This window comes from Arthrobacter sp. 05T47 (genome assembly GCF_056395825.1).
The window spans coordinates 1-14,635 of the sequence record NZ_JBFTKG010000053.1 but is presented as its reverse complement, the minus strand read 5'-3'; the positions used below and the strand labels follow the sequence as shown (position 1 = coordinate 14,635).

Sequence of the window (14,635 nt, the reverse complement as noted above, 5' to 3'; positions counted from 1 at the left end):
ATGGTGGGCAGTTCCCCGGCAGGCCGCAGCTTGTACTCCTTGCCCTCGGGCGAGGTGAAGTCGATCCGGCGTTCCAGCGCGTCCGTGAGGTTCAGCTGGCCCTGGATCACGTTGCGCCAGGACGGGGTGGAGGAGTCTTCCATGTCCGCGAGCCAGACCTTGGCGCCGGAGTTCAGCGCGTTGATGGTCATCTTCTTGTCCACTGGCCCGGTGATCTCCACGCGGCGGTCCTCCAGGCCCGGGGCCGGGGGAGCGACGCGCCAGTTGGGGTCGTTGCGGACGGACTCGGTCTCGCGCAGGAACCGCGGATCCTGGCCTTTGGAGATCTGGTGGCGGCGTTCCTGCCGTGCCTGCAGCAGCTCCTGCCGGCGCCCGGCCGTGGCCCGGTGCAGCCTGGCCACAAAGGCCAGCGCGTCCGGGGTCAGAACCTCGCTCTGCCGGCAAATCGGCTGCGCGGTCAGCGTGATCCCGTTGATGGTGAAGTTGTCAGTGAAGCTGTTCATTTCAAATCTCCTTAGAGAAGAAGCAAGTTCGACGGCGAGTGGTGACCTGCGCTGGAGCCGGCGGGCCGGATGCTCCGGAAGCGTGCGTAAAAGGGGCCCCATTGCCGCCCCGCCGAGGTGGGTAGTGGCGAAGGCGGCAATGGGGAATAGCACGCGGAGGAGTGTTCGGTCCGCTGGCGGAGTTGCCGCCGTCGGGAAGTTAGTGGAACTGGCCTTCTTCGGTGGATCCCACCAGGGCCAGGGTGGATGCGTTCGGGTTGAGCGCGGTGGCGATGTCGTCGAAGTAGCCGGTGCCGACTTCGCGCTGGTGCTTGGTCGCGGTGTAGCCGCGGGACTCGGAGGCGAATTCCTTCTCCTGCAGCTCGACGTAGGCGCTCATGCCTTCCCGGGCGTAGCCGTGGGCGAGGTCGAACATCGAGTAGTTCAGGGCGTGGAAKCCGGCCAGGGTGATGAACTGGAAGGTGAAGCCCATGGCGCCGAGTTCGCGCTGGAACTTCGCGATCGTGGCGTCGTCGAGGTGCTTGCGCCAGTTGAACGACGGCGAGCAGTTGTAGGAGAGCATCTGGTCCGGGAACTCGGCCTTGACGGATTCGGCGAACTTGCGGGCCAGCTCCAGGTCCGGGGTGCCGGTCTCCATCCAGATGAGRTCCGAGTACGGGGCGTAGGCCTTGGCRCGGGCGATGCAGGGTTCRATCCCGTTGCGGACCTTGTAGAAGCCTTCCGGGGTSCGGACCGGCTGTCCGCCTTCGCGGAGGATGAATTCCTGGTCGCGCTCGTCGACGTCGGAGGTGATCAGGGTKGCYGCCTCGGCGTCGGTGCGGGCGATGATGACCGACGGCGTGCCGGCGACGTCGGCSGCSAGSCGGGCSGCRTTCAGCGTCCGGAYGTGCTGCTGGGTGGGGATCAGGACCTTGCCGCCGAGGTGGCCGCACTTCTTYTCCGAGGCGAGCTGGTCYTCCCAGTGCACGCCYGMGGCGCCGGCCTGGATCATGGATTTCATGAGCTCGTAGGCGTTMAGYGGGCCGCCGAAGCCGGCCTCGGCGTCGGCGACGATCGGGACCAKCCAGTCCTCGACCGTCTGGATGCCCTCGGAGAACTCGATCTGGTCGGCCCGGAGCAGSGCGTTGTTGATGCGGCGGACCACCGTSGGGACCGAGTTCGCCGGGTAGAGCGACTGGTCCGGRTAGGTGTGGCCGGAGTTGTTGGCGTCGGCGGCGACCTGCCAGCCGGAGAGGTAGATGGCGCGGAGCCCGGCCTTGACCTGCTGCACGGCCTGGTTGCCGGTCAGGGCGCCCAGGGCGTTGGTGTACTTGCCTTCCTTGTGCTCCTGCGTGAGCTGCTTCCACAGCTTTTCGGAGCCGCGGCGGGCCAGGGTGTGTTCTTCGGAGACGCGGCCGCGGAGGCGGATGACGTCGGAGGCTGAGTAGTCCCGAGYGACACCTTCCCAGCGCGGGTTGGCGGCCCACTCGAGCTCCAGTGCGGCGGCCTGCTGTTCGGGCGTCTGCTGGGTGGGCTCAAATGCTGCAGTCATCTTTGTCTCCTTGGTGGGTCCGGGACTGGTGGTTCCGGGAGCGGTTCCTGCGTCTCTGCAGGTCCCGGCCGGTTGTTCCCGGATGGTGAATCTTTCCGTGAGATCTACTTTTCTGCACTTTCAAGAGGCTTTCTAGATAAAAAGCATGGAAAGAAACGCACTTCTTAACGTATTCTTCAGAAATGTCGCTTACGAGCTGGAACAGCAAAGCCGCAACCCCGCCGTCGTCCGCCGCGCCCGAGGTGGACGTCATCAGCCTGGGCCGCCGCGTCCGTCATTTGCGCAAGGCYGCCGGCCTCACGCTGGACGACCTGAGTGCCGCCGTCGGGACGGCCCCGAGCCAGCTGAGCCTGATCGAAAACGGCAAGCGCGAGCCCAAACTCGGCCTGCTCCAGCAGCTCGCCGCGGCCCTCGGCGTCAGCATCGACGAGCTCCTGGGGGCCGAGCCGCCCAACCGCCGCGCCGCGCTGGAAATTGAGCTGGAACGCTACCAGCGCAGCCCCCTCTACGAGTCCCTSAACCTGCCGAAAATCCGCATCAGTTCGCGGCTTCCGATGGATGTGCTGGAGTCAATGGTGGGCCTGCAGCACGAGCTGGAACGCCGGCTCAAYGAGCAGGTGGCRACSCCGGAGGAGGCCCGCCGCGCGAACGGTGAACTGCGGGCSATGATGCGSGARCGGAACAACTATTTCCCGGAGTATGAGGCGGAGGCGCAGAAGGTCCTGGCCTCGGTGGGCCACACGAGCGGTCCGCTGTCCCACCACGTCATCGCGGACATCGCCGGCCACCTTGGATTCAGCCTCCACCACGTGGCCGATCTGCCGCATTCCACCCGGTCCGTGACCGATCTTAAGAACCGCAGAATTTACCTCACGCAGAACCAGCGCACCGATCATGACCCCCGTTCGGTGCTGCTGCAGGCCCTGGGCCACTACGTCCTGGGCCACCAGACGCCGTCGAACTACGGGGATTTCCTGATGCAGCGCGTGGCCACCAACTACTTTGCCGCAGCGCTCCTCCTGCCCGAACAGGCGACCGTGGARTTYCTGCAGCGSGCCAAACAGGCGAAGGAAATCGCSGTCGAGGACATCCGGGAYGCCTTCGCCGTKTCCTACGAGACCGCCGCCCACCGGTTCACCAAYCTCGCCACCCAGCACCTGGACATCCGCACCCACTTCCAGAAGACGCACAAGAGCGGCATCATCTACAAGGCCTACGAAAACGACGGCGTGACGTTCCCGCAGGACCACACCGGCGCCATCGAGGGCCAGCCCTCGTGCAAGAACTGGACSTCCCGGGTGGTGTTCGACGTGCCGGACAAGTTCAGCGCCTACAACCAGTACACCGACACCCCGGCCGGGACCTAYTGGTGTACGGCCCGGACGGAACGCTCCGCCAACGGCGAGTTCTCGCTCTCCGTCGGCGTCCCSTATGCGCACGTGAAGTGGTTCCGCGGCCGCGAAACAACGGAGCGGTCCAAATCCACGTGCCCGGACGAAAGCTGCTGCCGCCGCCCGCCGGCGTCGCTGACCGCCGAATGGGCCGGCAACGCCTGGCCCTCGGCCCGGGCCCACTCCCACCTGCTGGCAGCGATGCCGCCGGGCGCGTTCCCCGGCGTGGACGARACCGAGGTCTACGCCTTCCTGAAGGCGCACTCCGGGAACTGACGCCSGGGCTCGCGTTCACAGGCCAGTAGACGGGCCCTTCCCGCATCCCTCCCGGCGCCCCGGGSCGCCGCGGGAGCACGGACGCGGGGTTCCTGGGCGTGGCTGACAGCGGYGCGGACTATATTGGCCTGTGTCAGCTCATCGATCCTTCTTCCGGGAGCGTGCACCCATGGCCAAGGAACTTGCCACCCAGCTGATCGAACAACTCCAGGCTGCCGGCGTGCAGCGGATCTACGGGATCGTGGGGGACAGCCTCAACCCGATCGTCGACGCCGTCCGCAAGACCGGCGGCTCGCAGCAGGGCGGCATCGACTGGATCCACGTCCGGCAYGAGGAGGCGGCCGCCTTCGCCGCCGCGGCCGAAGCCCAGCTGACCGGCCGGCTCGCCGTGTGCGCCGGCTCCTGCGGGCCCGGCAACCTGCACCTGATCAACGGACTCTACGACGCCAACCGCTCYGGCGCGCCCGTCCTGGCCATCGCCTCGCACATYCCCAGCGCGCAGATCGGCAGCAGCTTCTTCCAGGAGACCCATCCGGACCGGCTCTTYAACGAGTGCTCGGTCTACTCCGAGCTGATCAGCACCGCGGAGCAGGCGCCCCGCGTCATGCACAGCGCCATCCAGCACGCGATCGGGCTCCGGGGTGTCGCCGTCGTGACCCTGCCCGGTGATATCGCTGCGCTGGAGGCGACGGCCGAAACCCCGGCCCCGGCAGCGTTCAGGCCGGCGACGCTGACCCCGGACCCCRCCAGTGTGCGGGAACTGGCGGAGGCCATCAACGCCGCCGGGAAGGTCGCCATCTTTGCCGGCGCCGGCGTGGAAGGCGCACAYGACGAGGTGATTGCCCTSGCCGAACTGCTCGCKGCGCCGATCGGCCACAGCCTCCGCGGCAAGGACTTCATGCAGTACGCGAACCCCTACGACATCGGCATGACCGGGCTGYTGGGCTACGGYGCCGCGGCCGAAGGCATCGAGGACGCGGACCTGCTGATCCTGCTGGGCACCGACTTCCCCTACAACCAGTTCCTCCCCGGAACCCGGACGGCRCAGGTGGACCGGGCCGCGCACAAGCTGGGCCGGCGGACCGACGTCGACGTTGCCGTCCATGGGGACGTGCTGCCCACCCTGGCCGCCCTGATGCCGCWGCTGCAGCCGAAGAAGAACCGCCGCTTCCTGAACCAGATGCTCAAAAAGCACGACCGGCTCATGAACAARGCSGTGGGGGCATACACCCGCAACGTCGGGAAAAAGCAGCCGATCCACCCGGAATACGCGGCCTCKCTGCTGGACCAGGTGGCGGCCGAGGACGCGGTCTTCACGGCCGACACCGGCATGTGCAACGTCTGGACCGCCCGGTACATCAACCCGCTGGGCACCCGCCGGCTGATCGGCTCGTACCTGCACGGGTCCATGGCCAACGCCCTGCCGCACGCGATCGGCGCCCAGCTGGCCTACCCCGGCCGGCAGGTGGTCTCSGTCTCGGGCGACGGCGGCCTGTCMATGCTGCTGGGCGAGCTCATCACCGTGGCCGCGCACCSGCTGCCCGTCAACGTGGTGGTCTTCAACAACTCCACCCTGGGCATGGTGAAACTCGAAATGCTGGTGGACGGGCTCCCCGACTTCGGCGTGGACGTCCCGGACGCCAACTACGCGGACGTTGCCCGGGCCCTGGGCTTCCAYGCCGTCCGCGTCACGGACCCGTCCCGCATCGAGGCAGCGTACCGGGCYGCTTTCGCCCACCCCGGTCCGTCGCTCGTGGAGCTCATCACGGACCCCAAGGCGCTSTCCCTCCCGCCGAAGATCAAGGGCGCRCAGGTCCTGGGCTTCGCSACGGCCATGTCCAAGGTGGTCCTCAACCGGGGCGCCGGCGAGGCCGTCAGCATGGCMCGGAGCAACCTGCGGAACATMCCSCGGCGCTGAGGGGTTCCTTCGAGTTCGCCGGAACCTYGCCAGTTCGCCGGAACCTCGCCWGTTCGCCGGAATTTTCCGGCGAGCCCGCAGCTTTCCGGCGACCTGCGCACCAACKARACGACGGGAGTGGCAATGAAAAATCACCGCATGGGGACAATGGTGGCGGCGGGGRCCATCGTGGCGCTCACGGCGTGTTCGCCACCGGTGCCCGGGCTCCGRATGGCCGACGGCGTTGAGCGGGTTACGGTGRACCGCRCCTTGTACGSTGCCGAACTGAAGGCATTCCGGGCTTCCGCCCTGAYWTTGGGAGCCGCTCTGCTGGCAGACGGCGGTGAAGGGTCCGAAGGAAACGTGGTGTCGTCCCCGGGTRGCCTGCTGATAGCGCTCGCAATGCTGCGGGCAGGGGCTTCCGGGGCGACCGCCSTCGAAATGGACAAGGTGCTGGGGYTGCCGGACGGCAACCGGGATGAGGCCATGAACGCCCTGCTCGCGTCCYTGGCGGCGTACGACGGCGATCCCGGCTCGGTYRACGAAAAGAACCCGCCCCGGAAGCCGGTCATGCACGCGGCCAATGGCTTGTTCGTGGACAAGAACGTAGCCACCGGACAGAACTACCTGGAAACCCTGGCCCGGCACTACGGCACCGGGGTGCACCCGGTGGACTTCCGGGATGAGGCCGCCACCCGGCCCGCCCTGGATGCCTGGGTGGACCGGAACACCGGCGGCCGGATCAAGAAGGCCCCCACGGCGTACGATCGCGACAACACCTTCAGCCTCCTCAATGCCCTGTATTTCGCCGCGGCATGGAAGTCGCCTTTCGACCCCAACAACACCTCGGACTACCCCTTCACCAACGCCGGTGGCGAGGAAATCAGCGTGGCCACGATGCACCAGGAGCTGCAGTTGGCCTACGCGGAAGGGGCCGGCTGGCGGGCGGTGGCCCTGCCGTACGCGGAAGGATTTGTCATGCGTCTGGTGCTGCCCGGTCCCGGGGTTGGGCCGGAGACCCTCACAGCCGCCAAACTGGCGGAGATTGCGGCGGCCCTGGATACGGCCCCGGAGGTCTCCGTACTGATTTCCCTGCCCCGGTGGGACCACAAGAGCAGCTTTGACCTCCGGAAGGTCTTCAAGTCGCTGGGGCTGGCCAGGACATTGGTCACCACAGAAGACTTCGATGCCATACAGCGCGGGCTCACCATCACCCAGGCCGCGCAGGCTGCCAACATCACCGTTGCGGAGAARGGAACGGTGGCCGCGGCAGTGACGCAGATTGACGGCGCCGTGACCGGTGTGCCGCCCGTCCCGGACCAGACCATCGASTTCRACCGGCCGTTCCACTACCAGATCGTGCACAGCGAGACCGGRCTCCCGCTCTTCATGGGSAMGGTCTCGGACCCGCGCTGACCGGGYCGGCCGGGATCCAAGTCGCCSGRAGCTCTCSAGACCGCCGGAATTTTCCGGCGGTCTCGGGGCTTTCCGGCGGTCTCGGGGCTTTCCGGCGACCTCGGCGGCTTGCGGGGCCCGGTCAGGAACTCCGGCGTTCCCGGGCSAGGGCCGCGGCCACCTTTCCGATCAGCTCGTACGGGACGGGCTTCTGCAGCGGGAACTTCAASGTRCCCTTCGYGGCGCGGTACGGCGCGAGTTCCGCGCTCAAYGACTCGTCGCCGTCGGGCACGGGGTAGACGGAGATATGGTGTGCCCAGCCCGCGAAATACACCACGTATTTGCCGTCGAGCGTGATTGTGGGGATGCCGTAACTGATCGCCTCCCCTGATCCGGGYACCGCGGCATGGCACCGCCGCCGGATCTCCTGCAGGATCTCCTGCACGCCGGCAGGAAACGAGGCGATGTACTCCTCCACGGACTCAAAGTGCTGTGCCATTGCCGCCTYTCCACCCATCCCCTTCAAGGTTCACGTCTGACGATTCCGTGCAGCGGGCTAGCGCGGGCCGCCCTGCCACAGGGCATCGAACGGGGCGCCCGAGGCCACCCGGTTGCGGATTCCGGCGGTCACAAACGCCTTCGCGGCCCGGGCGGCCGCCAGCGGCGTCGCGCCCTTGGCGAGTTCGGCCGTCACAGCCGCGGCCAGCGAGCACCCGGCGCCGGACACGGCCACCTCGCCCACCTTCGGGGCGGACAGGACTTCCAGGGTTTCCCCGTCGTAGTAGACGTCGACGGCGTCGGGGCCGTCCAGCCGCACGCCGCCCTTGGCAAGGACAGCAGCCCCGCTGAGCTCGTGGATGCGGAAGGCCGCGGCCTTGAGGGACTCGACGTCGGTGATTTCCAGTCCGGAGAGCGACTCGGCCTCGAAGTGGTTCGGGGTGACGAAGGTGGCCAGCGGCAGAATGTGGGACTTGAGCGCCTGGTCGGTGTCGAGGGCGTGGCCCGGCTCCTGGCCCTTGCAGATCAGRACCGGATCCAGCACCACGTTGGCGAACTGCCCGCCGGCYAGCGCAGAMGCCACGGTCGAAATCGTCGCGGGGCTGCCCAGCATGCCGATCTTGACGGTGTCCAATACGGCCGGCGCGCCGGATTCGGCACCGTAGGCCGCCGTCGTCGCCTCCAGCTGGTCCGCGATGACCTGCTGGTCCACCGGCACGAAGCGGTGGTTCCAGTTGTCCTTGGGGTCGAAGGACACGATGCAGGTCAGGTTCRCGATSCCGAASACGCCGAGTTCCTGRAAGGTCTTCAGGTCMGCCTGCGCGCCGGCGCCGCCGGTSGCYTCGGAGCCGGCRATGGTCAGKGCGACGGTGGGCGAGGAACCGGTGTCGGAGGGGGCAGCGGAAACAGCCAAAGCAGCGGAATCGAATGCGGTAGAAGTCATGGTCCCATCCTGCCATCCCGCCAAAACCACCCGCATTGTGCTCCTGAACAAGCATTCCGCCAGGAGGAACTGTTCTTCACCTACGTCACGGTTGCGATCGGCATCTCGCTGCTGGTCTACATCTTCGCGCTGAAGAACAAGAAGTCCACGCACCTGGATCACGCGCGGGGCCACGCCTGGGAGCCCGCCGCCGGCGCCGTTGTGCCGGGCGACGGACGCAGGGACGACGGTAAGGACCTCATCGACGCCTCGCGCCGCTAGGTCCGCCCGCCTGCCCCCTGCCGCCGCCCGCCGCCCGCCGGCTGCCCGCCGCCTGCCCGCGAATTCGCGGGAAGCGTGCCCAGGCGCCGTTAATTTCCGGCGACCTCGAGAGCCTGCGGCTAACTCGCGGCACCTGGCCATGGCAGGTTCCCAATCCCAGGGAGGGCAACCCAAGAGGCCATGGCAGGTTCCCAATCCTTCTTGGGGTTCGGCCCGCCACGCCTTACCCGGACCGCCGGGTGCGAGAATGGGGGCGGTTCCGGAGTCGTGTGTCACCGGGACCGTCCAGTGCTAATACAGCCGGCCGCCTAGCGTGTTCCCCCACGGGGGTGCGGGCCGCCGAGCGAACCACTAAGAATGGAATGCCCATGACTTCCGCCAAGACTTTCCCGGCGTCAGCCCCACCGAAGTTCGCCTCGATCGGTTCCCCGTATTTCGGCATCATGCTGGCCGTCATGGCCGTGGTGCTGATCCTGTCCAACATCGGGGCGTCAAAGGGCGTGGCAATTGGCCCCATCATCACGGACGGCGGGTTCTTCCTCTTCCCGCTGGCCTACATCCTGGGCGACGTCATCAGCGAGGTCTACGGTTTCAAGGTGGCGCGCAAGGCCATCGTCACGGCCTTCGCGCTCTCCGTCTTTGCATCCCTCTGCTACTGGGTCATCATCGCCCTCCCGGGGTTCGACGACGAGTACGGCGCCTCGAAGCAGGCAGCCTTGGAAGGCGCCTTGGGTCCGGTCCCGCAGATTGTGCTGGCATCGCTGCTGGCCTTCCTCGCCGGCCAGACCATCAACTCCTGGATCCTSGTGAAGATGAAGGCMCGCACGGGGGAACGGTCCCTGTGGGCCCGCATCATGGGATCCTCCGTGGTGGGCGAGTTCGTGGACACCCTGATCTTCTGCAGCATTGCGGCGTCCGTGATCGGGATTTCCGATGCCGGTATGTTCATGAACTACGTGCTSGTGGGATTCCTGTACAAGACCCTCGTCGAATTCGCCTTCGTGCCGCTGACCACGCTCGCCATCGGCTGGGTCAAGAAGCGCGAACCGAGCTACGGGGCCTAAGACTCAGGCGCAGGCCCGAGCCCTACGCGCCCGGCCCGATCCCGACGCCGGCACACGCACCCCGTGGGCTTCCGGCGGTGGCGCGGATCCCCGACGCCGCCCGCCTATTCCGCTGGCCACGGCCAACCAGTTCGCCGGAAACCTCTGGGCTCGCCGTAAGTTTCCGGCGGCATCGTGGGCTTCCCGCGAATTCGACACTCGGGGGTGCGACTGGCCGGCCAGCCAACGAACCAGACAGCTCCGCGACCTCGACGCTCAGGGGTGCGGCCGACCGGCCAGCGCACGAAGCAGGCGGTTCTTGAATTCCTGCTCGCGGAAGAGGTCCTTCCACTCAACGCGGACGAACAGCCAACCTTCTTCCGTGAGAGCCTTCTCCCGGCGTCGTTCCCCGAACAGCACCTCGGCTGTGGGACTGTAATCGAAGTACTTGATCTTCCCGTCGAACTCGAGGGCGACCTTCTCCTCCTTCCACGCAAAGTCCAGGCGGTGGCGCCCGGCGCGGCTAGAAACCTCCAGCTGAAGCTCAGGCGGCCTGATCCGGCACCGCAGAATCAGTTCGCGGGTCAGGGTTTCGCCTGGAGATTCGGACCGCGGATCGGCCGAGGCGAGGACCCGGCGGAATGTCCGGATCCCCCGCCGGCCGTCCAGTGCATCCGCCATGGCCTGCAGGGYGGCYMGGTCCGCGCCCAGCCGAAGCGCATGATCGGTGAGGATCAGCGCCTGCTTGTAGCCCAGCATCATGGCGCAGTCGGCCGTCGTCCGCTCCAGGGAAGTCGTCCGGAGTCCGTTCACCATGGCGACGTCGTGTTCGGCGAACGGGCGCGTGTGGCAGCGGACGTCCTTGCCGTGCCGCTCGTTCGAAGGGTGCACCTTCTGGAGRAGATGGATCCTGTCATCGACGTCCCAGAGGTAGAGGTGGCGCAGGCGGGCTCCGGAGGTGTGGCTGTAGAGGAAGGCGCCCGTCGACGTCGTGCGCGTTCCGTGGGCATGCGCGTAAATGAGCTGCCTGCTCCKGGCGGCCGAGGACTGGGCCGGCCAAAGRCTGGCGCGGATATAGCAGCCGTGCCTGAGCCGGACGAGGGTACCTGCATCCAGGARCGAGYGGMTGGCCCGCGATCCGTATCCCAGATCGAGCAGTTGTTCAGTGCGCCAGAGRTTGCCCGATGGTGGCAACTCCAGCAAGGMGGTGGATGGCATGCCTCCAGTGTCGGATGCCCCGAAARYGACCGGGAGGCTCCGCYGCKGCTATGTGGAAAACGCACTACKCGRTACGCGGGGACGCAGYCCKCKGCCGYYGGAGCCGGMAYCGCCCAGTTCGCCGGATCGCTGCCGAGACGCCGTAAATTTCCGGCGAGTTCGGACGCTTCCGGCGACTTCGGCAGCGAGTGGGACGCCGGGGGGAGGCTCGCGGGCGGCCCGGGTCAGCCCGGAACGCGGGCCGTGGTGCCGCGGAGAATGAGGGCCGGCTCGATTAGCTTGTGCCGCGGCTCGAGSGCSGGGTCCTGGATCCGTGCCAGCAGGGTGCTTGCGACATCGGACCCGACGACGTCGCTGCGGTTATCCACCGAGGTCAGGTCCAGATACCGCGACTTGGCCAGCTGGGAGTTGTCGTAGCCGATCACGGAGAGCTCTGARGGGACGGACAGGCCGCGGGCCTTGGCAGCGGCGAGGGCACCGAGGGCCATGGTGTCATTGGCCGCGAACAGGGCGGTCGTGTCGGGGTRATTMTCCAGCAGCCAGCAGGCTGCCTCATATCCGTCTTCCTCGGAGGTGCCCTGGGATTCGCCGGCRATCCGGACCTCGAGACCGGCCTCCACGATGCCGCTGCGGAAACCGTCGCGCCGGTGCGCGGCGGCGCCGCCGGAGCCSGAAAGATGTCCGATCCGTGTGTGGCCAAGCCCCAGCAGGTGYTCCGCCGCCATGCGGCCGCCGCCGTCGTCGTCGTTCGTAATGAGGTCGGCGCCGGCGGGAACGCCATTTCTCCAGCCGGCGACGACGGCGGGAACCCAGGTCCCGGCCATCATCGACTCGCTGGGCTCCGCGGCAATGACGAGGCCCTCCACATGCATGGACAGCAGCCCATCYACGGCTTCGGTGATGCGGTTTTCGCCGGGGCGGGAATCCGCGAGGGTGACCTGGTAGCCGTGCGGGGAGAGGGCGGACTCCATACCGCGCAGGAGGTCCACRAACCAGAGGTTCCGGAAGTCGTCRATGACCAGYCCRATGCTTTTGGTCTGGCTGCTGGCGAGCGTGGTCGCCGCRCGGCTGGGGCGGTATCCCAGCTCCGACATGGCGGCCYGGACGGCCTGCCGCCGCTTCTCGCTGACCTTGGACGGGTTTTGCAGCACCAGTGAGACCAGCGACGGGGAAACTCCGGCGCTCTTGGCGACGTCGTAAATCGTCGGGCGGCGGGTTCGAGGGGTGTTCAGCGACATCTGCAGGGCCTTTCAAGTCTCATCCGAGGATAACCGTTCAAACATTGACAGGACATATGCACATAGCTACGCTCTTATCAGCGCYAGTTTTTGTAGCGCTCCAATTTTAGAGGACCGGGCCKGTGGCCCGGCCGAATTTCAAAGGAGAAATCGATGGCTGACAGCTTAGGAGTCGCCGTAATCGGCGCAGGCATGGCAGGGAAGGCGCACGCCGCCGCGTACCGGACGGCCTCTGCGCTGTACAGCCCGGTTCTTCCTCCCATCCGGCTGGTCTCGATCGGCGACGTCAACGCCGAGTTCGGTTCCCTGGCCGCAAAGCGTTTTGGTTACGAGCGCAATGACACGTCGTGGCAGGCGATCGCCGAGGCCGATGACATCGACGTCGTGAGCGTCGTGATCGCGAACTCCCTGCACCGCGAAGTCGTGGAGGGCCTGCTGGCCGCCGGCAAGCACGTGCTGTGCGAGAAGCCGCTGAGTGACACCATCGAAGACGCCCGCGCCATGGCGGACGCGGCCCGCAACGCCAGCTCGATTGCCCGCATCGGGTTCACCTTCCGCCGCACGCCGGGCATCGCGTACATCCGCGACCTCATCCGAAACGGTGTCCTGGGCAACGTCCTCCATTTCAGCGGCCGCTACTGGACCGACTACGGCTTCAGCCCCTCGGCGCCGATGAGCTGGCGCTACAAGGGCGGCCCCGGCTCCGGTGCGCTGGCCGACGTCGGCAGCCACCTGACGTACGTCTCCGAGTTCCTCTGCGGCGACATCAAGTCCATCACCGGCGGCCGCCTCAGCACCGTGATCGGCAAGCGCCCGCTGCCGCTCGGCGCCGTCATGGGACATGACCATGCAGCGGTGAGCGACACGTTCGAGCCGGTCGAGAACGACGACTACGCGGCCTTCTCCGCAGAGTTCGAAAACGGCGCAGGCAGCTTTGAAGTCTCCCGCGTCGCGGCCGGCCACGCCAACAGCCTCAACTTCGAAGTGTTCTGCGAGAACGGTGCGGCCAAATTTGACCAGCGCCGCCCCTCCGAAATCCAGCTGTTCCTCAACGACGGTTCCGGTAACGAGAACGGGTACCGCCAGGTCATCCTCGGTCCGGGCCACCCCTACATCGCCGGCGGCCTGGCCATGGACGCCCCCGAGGTCGGCTTCGGCCAGAACGACGCCTTCGGCTACCAGGCCCGGGCGTTCCTGGAAGAGGTTGCCGGCCTGAGTGAAGAAGAGTCCCTGCCCCGTTGCGCCACGTTCGACGAGGGCGTTCGCAACATGGAACTCCTCGGCGCGGTCACCGAATCCGCTCTCAACAACGGAAAGAAGATCACGCTATGAAACTCGGGGTCTACAACGCAATCCTGCACGACCGGCCGCTTCCCGCGGCGCTGAAGGTCATCGCCGACCTGGGCCTTACCGGCATCGAAATCAATACCGGCGGATTCCTGCCGGCGGTCCACGTCCCCACCATGGACCAGATTCTCGAATCCGATGCGGCCCGCGATGACTACCTCGCGATTTTCGAGGGGACCGGTGTCTCGATCGCCGGGCTAAACTGCAACGGCAACCCGCTGCACCCCAAGCGTGAAATCGGCGAGAAGCATGCCGAGGACATCCGCCGCTCCATCCGGCTGGCGCAGCGGCTGGGACAGGACCGCGTGGTGACCATGTCCGGCCTGCCCGGCGGCGAGCCCGGGGCCACCACGGTCAACTGGGTGGTCAACGCCTGGAACTCGGCCGCCCTGGACGTGCTGGACTACCAGTGGGGCATCGCGGCGGACTTCTGGAAGGAAACCGACCTCCTCGCCGCCGACCACGGCGTGAAGGTGGCCCTTGAGCTGCACCCGCAGAACATCGTGTTCAACACCGCCGATGTTCACAGGCTCATCGAGCTCACCGGCGCGACCCATGTGGGCGTCGAGCTGGACGCCTCGCACCTGTTCTGGCAGCAGATGGATCCGGTGGCGGTGGTCCGCGAACTCGGTCCGCTGGTGTTCCAGGCCGCGGCGAAGGACGTCCGCGTGAACACGGACAATGCCGCACTCTACGGTGTCCTGGACAACAGCTTCCGCCGACTCTCCCCGGAGGAAAACCGCACCAACCTCGGCGGCGACGAGTGGGCCAACGAGTGGCCCAAGGCCTCGGCGTGGGACTTCGTGGCGCTGGGGCGCGGGCACGACACCGCCTACTGGACCGAGTTCCTGCGCGCCCTGTACGAGGTGGATCCCAACATGCTCGTCAACATCGAGCACGAGGACGTCTCCCTGGGCCGGATCGAGGGCCTCCAGGTGGCGGCCAAGGTGCTGCGGGACGCTGACGCTGCGCTCTCGGCGTCGCTGCACCTCACGAACTGACAGCCCGCGGCCTGGCTGCCCTCGCAACCACGAGGTCGCCGGAACGCTGCGGGGTCGCCGGAAACTTCCGGCGATCTGGCACGTTTCCGGCGG

11 protein-coding genes and 2 pseudogenes are annotated in these 14,635 nt (G+C 67.1%); 7 read left to right on the top strand and 6 right to left on the bottom strand.

Annotation, left to right across the window (positions count from 1 at the left end; all coding sequences use genetic code 11):
• Both AC1DEY_RS21455 and aceA read right to left on the bottom strand, forming a co-directional pair.
• Positions 1-503 (bottom strand): annotated as a pseudogene (locus AC1DEY_RS21455) (malate synthase A); the annotation flags it as partial.
• 199 nt (positions 504-702) lie between these two features.
• Positions 703-2,034 (bottom strand): isocitrate lyase, encoded by a 1,332-nt coding sequence (gene aceA / locus AC1DEY_RS21450; RefSeq protein WP_476869753.1) that lies wholly within the window; start codon positions 2,032-2,034, stop codon positions 703-705.
• 182 nt (positions 2,035-2,216) lie between these two features.
• Here aceA and AC1DEY_RS21445 point away from each other — a divergent pair, with 182 nt between their 5' ends.
• The 3 genes from AC1DEY_RS21445 (at position 2,217) to AC1DEY_RS21435 (ending at position 7,014) form a co-directional block, all read left to right on the top strand.
• Positions 2,217-3,701, top strand: coding sequence for a helix-turn-helix domain-containing protein (locus AC1DEY_RS21445; RefSeq protein ID WP_476869752.1), 1,485 nt, complete (start codon positions 2,217-2,219; stop codon positions 3,699-3,701).
• A 169-nt stretch (positions 3,702-3,870) separates the two neighbouring features.
• Complete coding sequence (locus AC1DEY_RS21440) at positions 3,871-5,619, top strand: pyruvate dehydrogenase (protein WP_476869751.1); 1,749 nt, start codon at positions 3,871-3,873, stop codon at positions 5,617-5,619.
• 123 nt (positions 5,620-5,742) lie between these two features.
• The gene (locus tag AC1DEY_RS21435) at positions 5,743-7,014 is read left to right on the top strand and encodes a serpin family protein (protein ID WP_476869750.1); all 1,272 of its coding nucleotides are present in this window, start codon (positions 5,743-5,745) and stop codon (positions 7,012-7,014) included.
• Between the two features lie 121 nt (positions 7,015-7,135).
• On the opposite strand, the gene AC1DEY_RS21430 is transcribed toward AC1DEY_RS21435, so the two are convergent.
• Together AC1DEY_RS21430 and AC1DEY_RS21425 are read right to left on the bottom strand one after the other, a co-directional pair.
• Entirely contained in the window at positions 7,136-7,492 is a 357-nt protein-coding gene (locus tag AC1DEY_RS21430) for an iron chaperone (protein ID WP_476869749.1), read from the bottom strand.
• Between the two features lie 57 nt (positions 7,493-7,549).
• Positions 7,550-8,434: a hydroxymethylpyrimidine/phosphomethylpyrimidine kinase gene (locus AC1DEY_RS21425; protein WP_476869748.1), complete on the bottom strand. Its 885-nt coding sequence runs from the start codon at positions 8,432-8,434 to the stop codon at positions 7,550-7,552.
• Between the two features lie 60 nt (positions 8,435-8,494).
• Between AC1DEY_RS21425 and AC1DEY_RS21420 the strand changes: the two are divergent.
• A pseudogene (locus tag AC1DEY_RS21420) lies at positions 8,495-8,695 on the top strand (MFS transporter); the annotation flags it as partial.
• A 368-nt stretch (positions 8,696-9,063) separates the two neighbouring features.
• Positions 9,064-9,759, top strand: a complete 696-nt coding sequence (locus tag AC1DEY_RS21415) for a queuosine precursor transporter (RefSeq protein ID WP_476869747.1) — start codon at positions 9,064-9,066, stop codon at positions 9,757-9,759.
• Positions 9,760-10,014: 255 nt separating this feature from the next.
• Here AC1DEY_RS21415 and AC1DEY_RS21410 read toward each other — a convergent pair whose 3' ends face one another.
• Both AC1DEY_RS21410 and AC1DEY_RS21405 read right to left on the bottom strand, forming a co-directional pair.
• Complete coding sequence (locus AC1DEY_RS21410) at positions 10,015-10,956, bottom strand: type IV toxin-antitoxin system AbiEi family antitoxin domain-containing protein (RefSeq protein ID WP_476869746.1); 942 nt, start codon at positions 10,954-10,956, stop codon at positions 10,015-10,017.
• A gap of 224 nt (positions 10,957-11,180) precedes the next feature.
• On the bottom strand, positions 11,181-12,194 hold the full coding sequence (locus AC1DEY_RS21405) for a LacI family DNA-binding transcriptional regulator (protein ID WP_476869745.1): 1,014 nt from the start codon (positions 12,192-12,194) through the stop codon (positions 11,181-11,183).
• Positions 12,195-12,347: 153 nt separating this feature from the next.
• Here AC1DEY_RS21405 and AC1DEY_RS21400 point away from each other — a divergent pair, with 153 nt between their 5' ends.
• Positions 12,348-13,526, top strand: a complete 1,179-nt coding sequence (locus AC1DEY_RS21400; RefSeq protein ID WP_476869744.1) for a Gfo/Idh/MocA family protein — start codon at positions 12,348-12,350, stop codon at positions 13,524-13,526.
• Positions 13,523-14,542 (top strand): sugar phosphate isomerase/epimerase family protein, encoded by a 1,020-nt coding sequence (locus tag AC1DEY_RS21395; RefSeq protein ID WP_476869743.1) that lies wholly within the window; start codon positions 13,523-13,525, stop codon positions 14,540-14,542. Before AC1DEY_RS21400 ends, AC1DEY_RS21395 begins: the two co-directional genes overlap by 4 nt.
• Positions 14,543-14,635: the final 93 nt, after the last annotated feature.

Excerpts from the sequence above, each read along its gene's own strand:
- AC1DEY_RS21400 (WP_476869744.1), top strand. The coding sequence starts at position 12,348 with ATGGCTGACAGCTTAGGAGTCGCCGTAATCGGCGCAGGCATGGCAGGG.
- AC1DEY_RS21395 (WP_476869743.1), top strand. The coding sequence starts at position 13,523 with ATGAAACTCGGGGTCTACAACGCAATCCTGCACGACCGGCCGCTTCCC.